At 73.8% G+C, this 15,042-nt stretch carries 11 protein-coding genes, 1 tRNA gene and 1 riboswitch; of the genes, 4 read left to right on the top strand and 8 right to left on the bottom strand.

What is annotated here, in order from left to right; all coding sequences use genetic code 11:
- Positions 1 to 41: 41 nt before the first annotated feature.
- Complete coding sequence (trmB, locus tag ACIPPS_RS18940) at positions 42 to 833, top strand: tRNA (guanosine(46)-N7)-methyltransferase TrmB (protein ID WP_401434590.1); 792 nt, start codon at positions 42 to 44, stop codon at positions 831 to 833.
- Between the two features lie 55 nt (positions 834 to 888).
- On the top strand, positions 889 to 2,205 hold the full coding sequence (locus ACIPPS_RS18945) for a PrsW family intramembrane metalloprotease (protein ID WP_401433203.1): 1,317 nt from the start codon (positions 889 to 891) through the stop codon (positions 2,203 to 2,205).
- A 153-nt stretch (positions 2,206 to 2,358) separates the two neighbouring features.
- Here ACIPPS_RS18945 and ACIPPS_RS18950 read toward each other — a convergent pair whose 3' ends face one another.
- The 6 genes from ACIPPS_RS18950 to ACIPPS_RS18975 all read right to left on the bottom strand — a co-directional run bounded on the left by ACIPPS_RS18950 (position 2,359) and on the right by ACIPPS_RS18975 (position 8,031).
- Positions 2,359 to 3,306: an aldo/keto reductase gene (locus ACIPPS_RS18950; protein ID WP_401433206.1), complete on the bottom strand. Its 948-nt coding sequence runs from the start codon at positions 3,304 to 3,306 to the stop codon at positions 2,359 to 2,361.
- A 106-nt stretch (positions 3,307 to 3,412) separates the two neighbouring features.
- Positions 3,413 to 4,513, bottom strand: a complete 1,101-nt coding sequence (locus ACIPPS_RS18955; protein ID WP_401433209.1) for a M23 family metallopeptidase — start codon at positions 4,511 to 4,513, stop codon at positions 3,413 to 3,415.
- Positions 4,514 to 4,524: 11 nt separating this feature from the next.
- Positions 4,525 to 4,672, bottom strand: a riboswitch (cyclic di-AMP (ydaO/yuaA leader).
- A gap of 308 nt (positions 4,673 to 4,980) precedes the next feature.
- A complete protein-coding gene (locus tag ACIPPS_RS18960; RefSeq protein ID WP_401434592.1) occupies positions 4,981 to 6,069 on the bottom strand; it encodes a PP2C family protein-serine/threonine phosphatase in 1,089 nt (362 codons plus the stop codon).
- A 402-nt stretch (positions 6,070 to 6,471) separates the two neighbouring features.
- On the bottom strand, positions 6,472 to 7,212 hold the full coding sequence (locus ACIPPS_RS18965) for a MerR family transcriptional regulator (protein ID WP_401433211.1): 741 nt from the start codon (positions 7,210 to 7,212) through the stop codon (positions 6,472 to 6,474).
- 194 nt (positions 7,213 to 7,406) lie between these two features.
- Positions 7,407 to 7,480, bottom strand: a tRNA-Met gene (locus ACIPPS_RS18970).
- Between the two features lie 71 nt (positions 7,481 to 7,551).
- A complete protein-coding gene (locus ACIPPS_RS18975; protein WP_401433213.1) occupies positions 7,552 to 8,031 on the bottom strand; it encodes a rhodanese-like domain-containing protein in 480 nt (159 codons plus the stop codon).
- A 308-nt stretch (positions 8,032 to 8,339) separates the two neighbouring features.
- On the opposite strand from ACIPPS_RS18975, the gene sigJ reads away from it, so the two are divergent.
- Entirely contained in the window at positions 8,340 to 9,218 is an 879-nt protein-coding gene (sigJ, locus tag ACIPPS_RS18980; protein WP_401433215.1) for an RNA polymerase sigma factor SigJ, read from the top strand.
- Positions 9,219 to 9,457: 239 nt separating this feature from the next.
- Here sigJ and ACIPPS_RS18985 read toward each other — a convergent pair whose 3' ends face one another.
- Entirely contained in the window at positions 9,458 to 12,511 is a 3,054-nt protein-coding gene (locus ACIPPS_RS18985; RefSeq protein ID WP_401433218.1) for an ATP-binding protein, read from the bottom strand.
- A 162-nt stretch (positions 12,512 to 12,673) separates the two neighbouring features.
- On the opposite strand from ACIPPS_RS18985, the gene ACIPPS_RS18990 reads away from it, so the two are divergent.
- Positions 12,674 to 13,144, top strand: coding sequence for a pyridoxamine 5'-phosphate oxidase family protein (locus tag ACIPPS_RS18990; protein WP_401433220.1), 471 nt, complete (start codon positions 12,674 to 12,676; stop codon positions 13,142 to 13,144).
- Between the two features lie 24 nt (positions 13,145 to 13,168).
- Here the strand turns inward: ACIPPS_RS18990 and ACIPPS_RS18995 are convergent, their stop codons facing one another.
- Positions 13,169 to 14,746, bottom strand: a complete 1,578-nt coding sequence (locus ACIPPS_RS18995; RefSeq protein WP_401433223.1) for a DUF2079 domain-containing protein — start codon at positions 14,744 to 14,746, stop codon at positions 13,169 to 13,171.
- Between the last annotated feature and the right edge of the window lie 296 nt (positions 14,747 to 15,042).

The following is a 15,042-nucleotide window of genomic DNA, read 5'->3' on the forward strand; positions in this document are numbered from 1 at the left end:
TCGGACGGGGCTCGGGCCGGGCCCCGGAACGGTCTCGTAGAATTGGGCGCATTGTGTCTGAGTCTCACGAAGCCGTCACCCGCCCCGAGCCCGTCTTCCGGCGGGGCAGTCAGAGGTTCGCCGCCGGGGAAGGGCCGCTGCCCGACCCCGCCGGGTCGCACCACGAGCGGCGGATCCGCAGCTTCCAGCCGCGCCGCAGCCGCGTCACCACCGGCCAGGCCGAGGCGATGCTCAAGCGCTGGCCCGACTGGGGTCTCGACATCGACGGCAAGCACGTCCTCGACCTGGGCGAGATGTTCGGCGGCCTGCCCGTCGTCCTGGAGATCGGCTTCGGGATGGGCGAGGCCACGGCCCAGATGGCCGCCGCCGACCCCGGCACCGGCATCCTCGCCGTGGACGTCCACACCCCCGGCCAGGGCAACCTCCTCGGTCTCGCCGACCGGGGCGGACTGGAGAACGTCCGGGTCGCCAACGGCGACGCGATCATCCTGCTCCGCGAGATGCTCCGCCCCGACGCCCTCGACGGCTGCCGCGTCTACTTCCCGGACCCCTGGCCGAAGAAGCGCCACCACAAGCGGCGCCTGATCCAGCCCGAGTTCCTCACGCTGCTCGCGACCCGGATGAAGCCCGGCGCCGTGCTGCACTGCGCCACGGACTGGGAGGAGTACGCCGAGCAGATGCTCGAAGTCCTCTCCGCCCACCCCGACTTCGAGAACACCGTGCCCGACGGCGGCTACGCGCCCCGCCCGGACTTCCGCCCCCTCACCCGATTCGAGGGGCAGGGCCTGGACAAGGGGCATGTCGTGCACGACCTGCTTTTCCACAGGAAGTAGCAGAAGTAGGGGAACCCCGTCGCGGGTGTCAGTCCTGCTCGTTAGGGTCGATCACGTGTCGAATCACGTTCCCGTCCCCACCCGGGACACCGAGGAGCCGGCCTTCACGGCCGTTCCGGACCGCGCCCAGTGGCGCTACAGGCCTCGTCGCGCCTTCTGGCGCAGCAAGGTGGTCCGGGCCGTCGCCGTGATCACCGTGCTCGCGCTCTGCGCGCTGGTGATCCTCGCGATCGTTCGGGAGCAGACCGGCACCGAGGGCTTCCTCGTCGGCCTCGGCCTGGCCGTCCTGCCCGTGCCGCTGCTGCTTGCCGCCTTCCGCTGGCTGGACCGGGTGGAGCCGGGCCCATGGAAGAACCTGATCTTCGCCTTCGCGTGGGGCGCCTGCGCCGCCACGCTCGTCGCGATCCTCGCCAACTCCTTCGCGGTCCGCTGGATAGCGACCGCCACCGCCGACCCCGCCTCCGCCGAGTCCCTCGGTGCGACGGTCGTCGCCCCGGTCGTCGAGGAGAGCGCCAAGGCCGCGGCGATCCTGCTGATCTTCCTCTTCCGCAGACGGCACTTCACCGGCCTCGTCGACGGGGTCGTGGTCGCCGGCTTCACCGCCACCGGCTTCGCCTTCACGGAGAACATCCTCTACCTCGGCAACGCCTTCGGCGAGGACCAGGATCTCGGCTCCGGCGGCCTCGGCTCCATGACCGCCGGCACCTTCTTCGTACGGATCGTGATGTCGCCGTTCGCGCATCCGCTCTTCACGGTCTTCACCGGCCTCGGCTTCGCCTTCGCCGCCCTCGCCACCTCCCGCCGGAAGTTCCTGAGGCTGCGCCGGACGCTGCTGCCGATCGCCGGGCTGCTCCTGGCCATGTTCATGCACGCCCTGTGGAACGGCTCCGCCACGATCCTCGGGCCGCTGGGCTTCATCCTGGTCTACGGCATGTTCATGGTGCCCGCCTTCGGCCTGCTGACCTGGCTCGCGATATGGAGCAGGCAGCGGGAGCTGCGCACGATATCCGGCCAGCTCCCGGCGTACGCGGCGGCCGGCTGGCTCTCGCCCGCCGAGCCGCTCGCGCTCTCCTCGATGCGGGCCCGGTCGGTGGCCCGCGACTTCGCCCGCCGGACGTACGGCCCGCCGGCCGCCACCGCCGTCGGCGAGTACGAGGCGTTCGCGACGACCCTCGCCTTCCTGCGGCACCGCGCCGAGCGCGGGGCGCCGGACGCGGACTTCACGGCCCGCGAGCAGGAGCTGCTCCACCATCTCTGGCAGCGCAAGCCGGTCGCCTCCCCCGCCCTCACGTACGCGGCGCGCGCGACGGGCCGGGTGTGGGCTCCCCCGCAGTACCTCGACTACAGCGGCTACAACCCGTACCGGAGCTAGGGCCCCGCGAGCCCGGCAGGCGCCGCGAGGCCCGCAGGCCCCGCGAGGCCGACCCGCGAGCCCGGCCTGATCCGGCCCCTGCGAGCCCGGCCTCATCCGGCCTGCGAGGCCGACCTGATCCGGCCTGACCCGGCCTGACCCGGACGAGAGGTCCTAGGACGCGGACGCTTCCGTCAGGAGCGTCAGTTCGGCGCTGGTCAGTCGGAGGTCCGCGACGGCCACCAGGGCCGGGAGCTGTTCGACCGTACGGGCCGAGGCGATCGGCGCGGCGACGGTCGGGCGTGAGGCCAGCCAGGCCAGGGCGACGGTGGCCACCTCGGCCTCGTGCGCCTGGGCCACGGTGTCGAGCGCGGCCAGGATCCGGCGGCCCCGCTCGGACTCCGCGTGCGCGGCCGCACCGTGCGCGCGGACGCTGTCCACGGTCCTGCCCGGGCGGTACTTGCCGGTGAGGAAGCCGGACGCGAGCGCGTAGTACGGGAGGGAGGCGAGCCCGGCCCGCTCGGCGGTGGCCAGGAGTTCGCCCTCGTACGTGTCGCGCGAGAGCAGGTTGTAGTGCGGCTGCAGGGCGACGTAGCGGGCGAGCCCCTCGGCCTCGGCGAAGTCGAGGGAGGCCTGGAGCCGCTCGGACGAGATGTTGGAGGCCGCGACGGCCCGCACCTTGCCGTCCCGCACCAGTTGGTCGAGCGCGGTGACGATCTCCTCGACCGGGACGGTCGGGTCGTCGAAATGCGTGTAGTAGAGGTCGATGTAGTCGGTGCCGAGGCGGCGCAGCGACTCCTCGGCGGCGGCCTTGATGGTGGTCGCGGAGAGGCCCTTGTACTGGGGGTGGGCGCCGACCTTGGTGGCGATGACGACGTCGGAGCGGTTGCCCCGGGCGGTCAGCCACTCGCCGATGAGCGTCTCGGACTCGCCGCCCTGGTTGCCCTCGACCCAGGCGGAGTACGCGTCGGCGGTGTCGACGACGTTGCCGCCGGCGGCGGTGTAGGCGTCGAGGACGGCGAAGGACTGGTCCCGGTCGGCGGACCAGCCGAAGACGTTGCCGCCCAGCGCGAGCGGGAAGACGAGGAGATCGGAACGGCCCAGCGGGCGAAGAGAGGTCATGGGACGGTTCAACGACCTCCCTGGAGTGCGCTATTCCGACAGCGGTGAACCGGGAGTCCCGGCAGCCCTGGCGTGGGGGGGTGACGCCAGGGCCGCCGGAGTCTCGTCAGACCGACAGGCCCTTGCTGCCCAGCCAGGCCGCCGGGTCCACGCCCGAGCCGCCCGGGGTGTGGACCTCGAGGTGCAGGTGCGGGCCGGTCACGTTGCCGGTCGCGCCGACGCGCCCGATCGTGTCGCCGGTGCCCACGGACTGGCCAACGCCGGCCGTCATCGAGGAGAGGTGGCAGTACCAGACCTCCGTACCGTCCTCCAGCTCCAGGACGATCCGGTAGCCGTACGAGCCGGACCAGCCCGCCGACTTGATCGTGCCGCCGTGCACCGCCTTGACCGGTGTGCCGGTCGGCGCCGCGAAGTCGAGGCCGGTGTGCTGGCCGGAGGACCACATGGAGCCGGACTGGCCGTACGTGGAGGTGAGGGTGTACGAGGACGTGGGCAGCGAGTAGCTCGCGGCGAGCTTCGCCAGGCGCTCGGCCTCGGCCTTCGCCGCCGCCTCCTCCTCGGCCTTCTTCTTCGCCGCGGCCGCTTCCTTCTCGGCCTTGTCCGCCTGGGCGGCGGCCTCGACGGCGGCCTTCTCGGCGGCTGCCTTCTCCGCCACGGCCTTCTCGGCGGCGTCGGCGGAGGCTTGCTGCTGCTCGGCCTGCTGGAGGATGCGGGCGCGCAGCGCCTCGCCGGCGTCCGCGGTCGCCGCGGAGGCGGACTCGGCGCCCGCGTTCAGCTGGGCCTCGTCGGCCGGCAGCGCGAGCGTGGCCGTGAGCGGCTGGGCGTTGATCGTCCCGGAGTCCGTACCGTCCGCGCCGTCCGTGTCGGAGATGAGCGCGCCGACGCCGGGCAGTTCGGAGGCGTCCGGCAGGTTGAGGTCGGGAAGCGATATCGAGACCGGGGGCTTGTCCTTGGCGGTCGCCATGCCGCCGGCGCCGACGGCCGCGATGACACCGACGCCGAGGACGGTGGAGGAGCGGGCGAAGCCGGAGCGCTGCTTCACGACGCGGTGGCGGCCACCCGAACGGGCCTGCTGGCGCAGGGAGTCCTCGGTGGGGTTCCACTCTCCCCAGGTCGACGCTTCGTCGTCCGTCCCGGCGGCGCCACGGGCGCCGAACGCGTTGAAACCGTCAGAAAGACCCTCGGGGGCAGGGCTGTTGGACGCCACGGAGGCGCGCTCCTTTCCTTCCTTCTCGCCTACCGGGTTAGCTGACGGGTTCGGAGCAGGAAGGTCTCCTACGGGCGTTTTCGCACGAGTGCGAAGGTGCCCGATTCACCCCAAGTAGTGGTTCCCCGGTTCCCTTTCAGGATTCGGCGCGTGCGCACGGTGCCGTCTTGGACGACGGCTGGGACGACCGCGCTGCGTTATCGAACGTTAATAGACACGAGGGCTGGATTCCAAGCCGTTCCGGTTGATCATTCACAAGATTGAGCTGGTACAGGACGATTTGATCCCGCTTCAGTACGGACCTCTACTAAAGGTCGAGAACTGACTGTTCGTCAATTGTTATCGGAGCGGAACCCTTCCACTACGGATGGTCACGGCACCGCGCACGGCACCGCGTACGGCACCGCGCACGGCGCCGGTCAGCCGGTCTGCCGGTCAGCCGGTCAGCCGGTCTGCCGGTCTGCCGGTCACCGCACCACGGGCATCGTCCGGCGCCGCTCCGGCTGGCCCGCTCCCGGCCGGCTCACGGCGAGCAGCGCCATGTCATCGGTGGAGCCCCCGCCCGTGTACCGGCGGACGTCGTCGACGAGCGCGTCGAGCAGTTCCTCCGGCCCCGGGAAGATCCTCCCGGCCAGTCGCTCGGCCGGTTCGTAGAAGGCCCCGCTGGAGTCGCGCGCCTCGGAGAGCCCGTCGGTGTAGAGGAGCAGCGTGGCGCCCGGCGGGTACGGCGCCTCGTCGGCCCGGTCAGGCCAGGCGGCCAGCTCGCCCATGCCGAGCGGCAGCGCGGGCTCGGTCGGCACCAGATGCGACAGGGCGCCGTCCGCGTGGAGCAGCAGCGGCTCGGGGTGGCCCCGGTTGACGACCCGTACCCGCCCGGCCCCACGCGGGATCTCGGCCAGGACGGCGGTGGTGAACCCCTCGAAGGCGTCCAGCCCGTCCCGGCGGGTGCCCTCGCGGGCCAGCGCGCGCTCCAGTCGCTGCGCGACGCCTTCGAGGGTCGCCTCCTGCTCCGCCGCCTCCCGGAAGGCGCCGATCACGACGGCCACCGCCTCCACCGCTTCGAGCCCCTTGCCGCGGACGTCACCCACCACGAGCCGTACCCCGTACGGCGTGTCCTGGACGGCGAAGAGGTCGCCCCCGATGAACGCGTCCGCCTGCGCGGCCTCGTACCGGGCCGCGACATGGAGCCCGCCGATCCGCTCGGCGGGCGTCGGCAGCACGGCCTTCTGCGCGGTCTCCGCGATGACCCGCGCCGACGCGAGCCGCTCACCGCTGCGCCGCACGACCCGGTTGATCAGCAGCGCGAGCACGGAGACGGTGACGACGGTGAACGTCTCGGTGAGGGCGGGAACGTCGTTGGCGGTCTGGTTGTAGAGGTGCAGCCCGATGCTGGCGAGGACGGCGGCGATGCCGGTGAGCAGCGTCGTCAGCATCGAGAAGAACGGGGCGGCGATGAGCGGCGCGGCGGAGAACATCGGGGAGGCGGTGTACGAGGCGGGGGTGGACAGGTCGAAGACGACACCGCCGAGGATCACCAGCGGCGGCAGGGCCCGGATGAACCGCCGCGCCCGCTCGGCCCGCCCCCGCCGAGGCCGCGGCGAGAGCCCGTCGACGACCTGACCGTTGCCGACCTGACCGTCGGCGACACGACCGTGGCCGACCCGGCCGTTGCCGGCCCGACCGTCGGCGGCCCGACCCTTGGGGGCCCGACTCTTGCCGGCCCCACCGTTGCCGGCCCGACCCTTGCCGGCGGAATCGCCGCCGACGGGTCCGCCTCCCCGGCCCTGGACCGGCCCTTGTTCCTGCCCCTGCCCCTGGCCCTGCCCCACCTGTGCTCTCCTGCCCGGTCCGTACACGGCACGGCGACGGACGGTACCGCGCCCTCCCCAGGGTGGCGGGAGCCGCGCCGCTCGGCGACCCCCGCTCGGCCGTGTGGGGGACGCGGACCGGGCGCGCGGCTACAGGTTCCGCTCCGCGTAGGTCTTCATCGCGTCCCGGACGAGTACGGCGGTGCCCTCGCCGTGCTGGTCGTAGGTGGCGGTGAAGCGCGGGTCGTCGACGTACATCTGGCCGAGCCCGGTCACGTACTCCTTCGACGGCGCCGTCGTGATCGACAGCCACGCGACGTGGCGCCGGGCGATCTCCTGGACCTCGTCACTGTCGGCCGCGAGACCGTCGTGCGCCGCCCGCCCGAAGTCGCGGGCGATGGCGGCCTGCCGGTCCATGAAGTCCCGCTTCTCCTCGGCGCTGAGCGAGCGCCACCAGCGGTCGCCCTGCTCGTAGGCGTCGCGACCCCAGCGCCGGCTGACCTCCTCCTCGTACCGCGTGTGGTCGAAGCCGTCGAGAACTTCCTCTGCCATGAGCGCTTCCCCTTTCTCTGTCTTGTGGAGCGTGGTCTTCACCGCCGCGATCTGCCGCCCGATCCGCTCCCGCTCCTGTTCGAGCAGAAGGAGATGCGTGCGCAGCGCGGCGGACGTGTCCCGCTGCCCTTCGAGGACCTCGCCGACGGCGGGCAGTGAGAGCCCCAGCTCGCGCAGGAGCAGGATGCGCTGCAGCCGCACGAGCGCCGCCTGGTCGTAGTACCGGTAACCGTTGGCGCCGATCCGGCTGGGTTCCAGCAGCCCGAGCTCTCCGTAGTACCGGAGGGTTCGGCTGGTGGTGCCCGCCTTCTTGGCGATCTCTTGGATCGACCACTCCATACCGAGAACGCTAGATCTTGACGTTGCGTAAAGGTCAAGCGCGCAAGCCGGCGAGGCGGGCGGCGGGGGCGGCGAGGCGGGCGGCGGGGGCGGCGAGGCGGGCGGCGAGGGCGGCGAGGCGGGCGGCCGGAGCGGGGGACGTACGACGAAGGCCCGAATCCAGTGACTGGATCCGGGCCTTCGTTGCTACTGAGTAGCGGGGACAGGATTTGAACCTGCGACCTCTGGGTTATGAGCCCAGCGAGCTACCGAGCTGCTCCACCCCGCGTCGGTGAATATGACCTTACGGCATGGGGCGCGGATCCCCTAATCCGTATCCCGGCAGGGGCCCGGCGGCTCTCAGCAGCCGCAGTCGTCGGAGTCGACGGGGGCGGTCAGCGGGTCCGCGTCCTTCTTCCCGGGGCCTTCCCACGTCTCGTACGCGAAGCCCTCGCGGACCCAGTACTCGAAGCCGCCGAGCATCTCCTTCACCTGGTAGCCCAGCTGCGCGAGAGCGAGCGCGGCGCGGGTGGCGCCGTTGCAGCCGGGGCCCCAGCAGTACGTGACCACGGGGACGGTCGTGTCGAGCAGCTGCTCGGCCTGCTCGGCGATGAGCGCGGTCGGCAGGTGGACGGCTCCGGGGACGTGGCCCTGGTCCCAGGAGGCGGTCGAGCGGGAGTCGAGGACCACGAAGCCGGGGTCGCCGTCGGCGGCGAGGGCGCTCGCGACGTCGGAGACGTCGGCGTGGAAGGCGAGGCTGGCGGAGAAGTAGGCGGCAGCGGCCCGGGGAGAGGCGGGCGGGGTACGAAGTACGGCGTTGACCTGCGCGGTTGTCGTCATGCGTGAAAATCTACGGTCGACGATCAGCGCGTTGAAGTGGCACTTCCCGGCGGTGGGCACCCTCCGCCGGGGAAATCCCGGCGTTACGCGGGGGGCGGCAGGGGATCTCACGCAACGGACGGTTCCGGAGGGGGGCTCCGGATGTGCGGTGGGGCCTCCGGCTGTCCGGAGACCTCTCCGGCTGTCCGGGGGCTCCTCCGGAGTGGTCCGGGGCCCGGTTCCGGGCGGGGCGGACGTGTCACGTTTCGACGGCGCCGTCCGTCATGACGATGACGGACTCGACGAGTTTCGACGAGGGAGACGCACCGATGGACGACAAGGACCTCCTGGCCTCACGGTTCGAGGCCGACCGCACGCATCTCAAGGCGGTGGCCTACCGGATGCTCGGCTCGCTGAGCGAGGCGGAGGACGCCGTCCAGGAGGCGTGGTTCAAGCTCAGCCGTTCCGACATCAGTGACGTACGGAACCTCAGCGGCTGGCTGACGACGGTGGTGGGCCGCGTCTGCCTGGACATGCTGCGCTCGCGCGCCTCGCGCCGTGAGGATCCGCTGGAGTACTACGTCCCCGATCCGCTGTTGCGCCGCGCGGGCGGCCCCACGACCGACCCCGAGGAGGAGGCGCTGCTCACCGACTCGGTCGGTCTCGCGCTGCTCGTGGTCCTCGACACGCTGGGACCGGCCGAGCGCCTCGCCTTCGTCCTGCACGACATGTTCGCGGTGTCCTTCGACGAGATCGCCCCGATCGTGGACCGCAGCCCGGCCGCGACGCGCCAGCTGGCCAGCCGGGCGCGCCGTCGTGTCCAGGGGGCGGCGCCGGGCCCCGCGCCGGACCTCTCCCGCCAGCGCGAGGTGGTCGACGCCTTCATGGCGGCGTCGCAGGCCGGTGACTTCGAGGGCCTGCTCGCGGTCCTGGACCCGGACGTCCTGCTGCGGGCGGACGGCGGCAAGGCGCTCGCGGCGGCGTCGAAGCTGGTGCGCGGTGCGGAGGCGGTCATCAGCCAGGCGCTCACCTTCGCCCGCTTCCGGCGCGAGTACCGGGAGGTCCTGGTCAACGGCGCGCCGGGCGTCGTCTCCTACGTGGACGGCGGCCGGGTGGCGGGCCTCATGGCGTTCACGATCGTCGGCGACCGCATCACACAGATCGACATCATCGCGGACCCGGAACGACTGGAGTCGCTGGGCATCTGAGGGCGGCCCACACCTTCGCCGGTCCGGACGCCCGGACCGCTCCAGCTGATGGGTGGTGGGTGGCGCGCGGGCCGGGGGGACGGTGACGCCCGGACCCGGGGGGACAGTGACGCCCGGACCGGTGGGGACAGTGGCCGCCCGGACCGGTGGGGACAGCGACCGCCCGGACCCGGGGGGGGACGGTGGCGCCCGGCCCCGCGCCGGTGCGCACCGGCCCTCCAGGCGGCCGTGACGTGACGTCAGGCGTCGGGGATCGCGCGCGGCCCGGGTGTGGTCGGGGCCGGCTCTCGTACGAGGCCCAGGGCGGCCAGCGCGGTCGTACCCGCCGTCGCGTGGGCGCCGCCCGCGAGGAGCAGGGTGCGGGCCGACTGATAGGGGCAGCCGGCCGCCTCGAAGGCGGTCGCGGCCGCGAGCTGGCGCGGGAGGTCGCCGTCGAGGAGCGCCGACGTCCGGTCCACGTGGGCGGTGGCGACCGGGTTGCCCGCGACCGTCTTGCGTGCCGCGTCGAGCCGGGCGCGGGCATCCGGGTGCCCGGCGAGCACCGAGGCCTCGGCCCGGAGCGTCACGTACCAGTGCAGCCACACCCAGGAGAGCCACTTCCACACCCGCTCCGGCTCGGGCGCGACCCGCTCCAGCGCCGCGTCCGGGTCGCCGTCGTGCAGCAGGAGCAGGGCGTCGAGGACGGCGCCGTAGCCGTGGCGGTACTCGTCCCCCGTACCCGCCCGGTCGACCGTCGCGAGCCAGCCGGCCCGGGCCTCGTGGTCGCCGCGCAGGCCGTGGACGAGGGCGACCGACGCGGCGGCCGGACCGAGGGAGAACGACCGGCGGCGCCCGCTCCGCTCCCACGCGTCCAGGAACCGCACGCTGCCCGCGAGCACCTCGTCGCCCCGGCCGGCGAACGCGTCGGCGACCAGCAGCCAGGACAGGGCGTGGTGGCCCACCTCGGCCAGGAGCGGGTGCTCGGCGAGCCGCCCGCCCCACCGGCGGGCGGCCGGCAGGTCCCCCACGCCCAGCGCGGTTCCGGCGGCCATGGCGAGGGCGTCCAGCAACTCGTGCGTACGGGCGGGGGCGTGGGCATCGGGCCGCCCACCGGAGGCCTGCGCCAGGAGCTCGATGCGGCGGCGGGCGGCCGCTGCGGCGGCGAACGACTCCCCGGCCCAGCACTGGGCGCCGGACAGCGCGTCGAGGGCGGCGGACTCCGCGACCGGGTCGCCCGTGCGGCGGGCGAGCGCCACGGCCCGCTCGGCGCGCGCGACGGTCTCCGCCGCCGTGTTGTCGGTGTCGCCCTGGACCGCGCCGAACGCGTCCGCGACGACCGCCGCCTCGGCGAGCGCGACGGCCGCCTCGGCGGCCGGGTCGGCGCCGGCAAGCTCGCGCGCGGAGCCGAGCAGGGCGGTCACGTCGTCGACGGCCGGGAGCACGGCGAACTCGCTGGAGAAGCGGTACGCGACGGTGGCGGCGGCCGCCAGGTCGCGGCCGGCCCCGGCGGTGTCCCCGGCCCTGCGCGCGGCCTCGGCGGCGGCGCGGTGCAGCCGGAACATGTCGTCGCCGAGCCTGCGGCACCCGGCGACGGCGGCCGCCTGCCGCAGGGCCCCGGCTTCCGTACCGACAGGGCCGGGGACCCGCACGCCCGCCGCCCCGCCCGCCAGCTCGGCCGCCTGTTCGTACCGCTGCTGGGCCTCACCCAGCAGGTTGCGGGTGAAGGCCGAATCGGCGAGGGAGAGCGCGAGGCGGTGGGCGTCCGCGCGGCGGTCCGGGCGGTCCGCGGACCAGGTCAGAGCGGCGCGGAGGTCGTCCGCCACGGCGTCGAACCGCACGCGCCAGTCGACGCCCCGCGTGCCCGGCCCGCCGAGGGAACCGGTCCCACTCGGCCCGCCCAGCCCGTCCGACCCACCCCACTCCCCCAGTTCCGCCGCTCGGGCCAGGCACCAGTCCACGTGCCGGGTGCGGACGGTCGTCAGTTCGTCGGCGTCGGCCAGCCGTTCCGTCCCGTACTGGCGGATGGTCTCCAGCGCCTGGTACCGCGTACCCGTCTCGGACGGCGTGACCGCGAGCAGGCTCTGCTCGGCGAGCCGGCCGAGGCCGTCGGCGACGACCGTGGGGTCCAGCGGGGCGAACCCGGCCACCTCGGCCGCGGCCTCGGCCGTGAACGGCACGACGAAGACCGACACCCGGCGCACCAGCGCCCGGTCCACCGGTTCCAGCAGGTCGTGACTCCAGTCGAGGACCGCCCGCACCGAGCGGTGCCGGTCGGTGGCACGGGGGCCGCCCGCGAGGATGCGCAGCTGGTCGGTGAGGCCGGCCGTGAGGCCGTCGAGTCCGAGCGTGGCGCACCGGGCCGCCGCCAGTTCGATCGCGAGCGCCATGCCGTCGAGCCGTTCGCAGAGGGCGACGACCCGTTCCCGTACGCCCGGATCCGTCAGCAGCCCGACCACGCCGACCGCGCCGACGGCCCCCGCCCGGTCCAGGAACAGCGCCACCGCGTCCGACGCGTCGGCGCCGGCGCGGGACAACGGCGGTACGGGGAAGACCCGTTCGAAGGGCACAAGCAGGCGCGCCCGGCTCGTGACGAGCACGCGCACCGCCGGGCAGGCCGTCAACAGCCGTTCCAGGAACGGCGCGACCCCGCCGTCCCGTACCTGCTCGCAGTTGTCCAGGACGAGCAGCGTCCGGTGGTCCGCCAGGGCGGCCAGTACCGCGTCGTCGATGCCGCTCCCGGGCTGCTCCCCCACGCCCAGGGCCGCGGCGACCGCCGCGCCCACCCGCTCCGGATCGGTGACCGGGACCAGGTCGACGAACCACACGCCGTCGGCGAACTCGTCCGCCAGGTCGGCCGCGACCGCCAGCGCGAGCCGCGTCTTGCCCACCCCGCCCGGCCCGACGGCGGTCACCTGCCGGTGCGCACGCACCGCCTCGGCCAACTCCGCCCGCTCCCGCACCCGGCCGATGAAGGCGGTCAGCGGGGCCGGGAGGGGGGCGGTTCGGAAGCGCCCGGATCGCGCGTCGGCGCGGGACTGCGCGCCGACACGGACGCGTTCGTCGGCGCGCGACCGCTCCTCGGCGCGCGACTGCTCCTCCGCCCGGGCCAGCTCCTCGGCGCGGGCGCGTTCGATCGCGTGCCGGGCGAGCGCGCGCCGGTCCGGTACCTCCAGCTTGCGCAGCAGCGAGGAGACGTGCGACTCGACGGTACGTACGGAGATGAACAACCGGGCGGCGATCTCCGCGTTGCTGAGGTGCTCCCCGAGCAGCGCGAGGACGTCGGCTTCCCGAGCCGATATCACGGGAGTGGACATCGGCCCATTATCCGTGGCGGGTCGGTGGCACGTTCCGTGTCCGGCACGGAAGCGCCCGGCCCCCGCCCGGACGGAAGGTGTGACCGGAGCGCGGAACGCACAACGCGCCACCACGCCCACCACGCAACCACGCCACCACGCCACGACACTTCAGGAGCGACCATGCCCGAGACCGCGCCGCCGCCCCGCTCGCGCCCCGAGCGCCGCCGCGACACCGAACACCGGCTCACCCACGACGTGGACCTCTGGGTGGCGAGCGCCTCGGCGGACGGCGCCCCCTACCTGGTGCCGCTCTCCTTCGACTGGGACGGCGAGGCCCTGCTCACGGCCACCCCGGCGACCGGTCCGACCGGCCGGAACATGGCCGCGACCCGGACCGTACGGCTGGCGCTCGGCGGCACCCGTGACGTCACGATGATCGACGGCGACGTCGAGGTCCTGGCGCTCGACACGGTCTCGCGGGAGCGGGGCGACCGGTTCGCCGCCCGCACCGGCTTCGACCCGCGCACGGCGGGCCCGTCGTACCGCTGGTTCCGCATCACCCCGCGCCGCGTCCAGGCCTGGCGCGAGGTCGACGAGCTCCCGGACCGTGATCTGATGCGCGACGGCCGCTGGCTGACCGACCCGGCGTGAAGTCGCCGCCCCGGACCGGTTCGGTCAGCGCACGAACGGATTACGTCCCACGTCCGCAGGGACCCGCTCCCGTACCGGAGTGCTGTCCGGGCCGGGTACGCGCAGGCCGGGGATCGGGACGTCGCGGACGCGGTGGAGCAGTACGGCCCCGTCCTCGTTCCGCACCTGCTCGTACCCGTGGTCGAGCAGGAGCGCGATCCGCTGCCGCTGTTCGGCGAGGGAGGCGAAGGGGAAGGTCCGGTCGTTCACGCGGAGCAGGACCCAGTCCGCGCCGCGCGGCGTCGCGTCGACGAGGACGACGTGCGTACGGGCCGTCAGGTGCGGGGCCACGGTGTTGTCGGCCTCCACCGTCGCGCCGTCGGGGATGAGGTCGGCGGCCCGGGCGAGCGCGCGTTTGTCCGGCCGGGGCTGCCAGGAGCCCGGGTTGAGCGGCAGGCCGAGCCCGGCGACCAGGGCCGCCGCCGTGCTCAGCGTGACCGCGCCGACGGAGAGCCGGGCGGCCCGGGGCCGCCACGCCGGACGGGGTCGACCGGCGGCGCGGTGCAGCCGCGCGAGGGTCTCCAGCGCGGCGGTCAGCAGGATCGGCCAGAGGAAGGCGTCGTAGTGGTTGACGACCGGCCAGTGGTTCGGGTTGTCGGAGAGCATGCGCTCCGCGAGCAGGGGTACCGCGAGCAGCAGCGTGGCCGACCCGACCGGCAGGAACGCGAGCGTCGCCAGGAGCCACGCGAGCATGAGGACCTTGACGAACGGCGTGACCGCGACCTCCGCGAGCACCCACGGCTCGGTCAGCACGCGCAGCGCGGCCTCCCCGCCGTCCGCGCCGAGCCGGCCGTAGCTCCAGTAGTAGCCGGGCGGGCTGCCCATGGCCGGGAGGAACCAGCCGACCACCAGCGCGACGACCAGCGGTCCGCCCACGAGCAGGGCGACGCCCACCGCCCGGCCGGCGGTCTGCCGGGCGCGGTGCGCGCGCACGGCGAGGACCAGCCCGAACGCCCCGACCACAAGACCCATGTCCTCCTTCACCAGGCAGAGCGCGGCGGCGCACAGGGCGGCGACGCCGTAGCGCCGCGCCAGGCCGCGCTCCAGCATCAGCAGCGTGAGCGGTACGGCGAAGGCGACCTCGTGGAAGCCGGTGTACGAGGAGTTGAGGAGCGGCCAGCCCGTCGCGTAGACCAAGCCGCTCACGTCGGCAGCCCGCCGGGCGAGGGCGGTGGCGGCGAGGCCGGTCGGGGCGCCGGGGCCGGCCGGGACGCCGGCCGGGCTCGTCCCGTCGGCCTGGGCGAAGCAGTGCCGCGCGATCCGGCGGATCACCGGGACGCCCGCCGCGAAGAGCGCGGCCTGCGCGAGGATGAGCGCGCGCGGATCGTCCCAGACCCAGTAGAGCGGGGCGAGCAGTGCCAGGAGCGGGGTGAAGTGGTCACCCAAGAGCGTGAAGTCCGGCGGGAATTCATGGTGGACGTTCTTGATCGGCGACCGGGGCGGATCGAAGTGCGCGTACGCCCGTACCGCCTGGTCGAAGATCCCGAGGTCGAAACCGGTCACCCGCAGCGCCGTCCAGGACTGCAGGCCCAGCGCGAAGCACACGAGAAAACAGACCAGCACCGTGGCGACTCCACGCCACCGCGCCGGTATGGCGACCTGACGCCATCGCGCCCTTGTTCGCCCCCCGCGAGGAGCCACTCCGGGAGCACCCTCCGAGCCGAACGCCCGCCCCTCCTCCGCAACCGCCCCGGCCCCCTCGCGCTCCCCAGCACCCACACGCGCCCCAGCGCCCCCCGGCGCCTTCCGCTGCTCCGGAAAAAGACCCGTGGCCTGGAGGTCCGTAACTGGAAGCTCCGTAACCGGAAGCTCCGCAACCGGGAGGTCCGTGGCCTGAAGGTCGGCGACCTGGTTCGGCT

Origin of the sequence: Streptomyces sp. NPDC090127, from assembly GCF_044746945.1 — a bacterium.
Classification (GTDB): Bacteria; Actinomycetota; Actinomycetes; order Streptomycetales; family Streptomycetaceae; genus Streptomyces.

Bases quoted from the DNA above. Each gene is read 5' to 3' on its own strand.
- ACIPPS_RS18975 (WP_401433213.1), bottom strand. From the start codon at position 8,031: ATGACGACAACCGCGCAGGTCAACGCCGTACTTCGTACCCCGCCCGCC.
- ACIPPS_RS18965 (WP_401433211.1), bottom strand. From the start codon at position 7,212: ATGGAGTGGTCGATCCAAGAGATCGCCAAGAAGGCGGGCACCACCAGC.
- ACIPPS_RS18950 (WP_401433206.1), bottom strand. From the start codon at position 3,306: ATGACCTCTCTTCGCCCGCTGGGCCGTTCCGATCTCCTCGTCTTCCCG.
- ACIPPS_RS18985 (WP_401433218.1), bottom strand. From the start codon at position 12,511: ATGTCCACTCCCGTGATATCGGCTCGGGAAGCCGACGTCCTCGCGCTG.
- ACIPPS_RS18990 (WP_401433220.1), top strand. From the start codon at position 12,674: ATGCCCGAGACCGCGCCGCCGCCCCGCTCGCGCCCCGAGCGCCGCCGC.
- sigJ (WP_401433215.1), top strand. From the start codon at position 8,340: ATGGACGACAAGGACCTCCTGGCCTCACGGTTCGAGGCCGACCGCACG.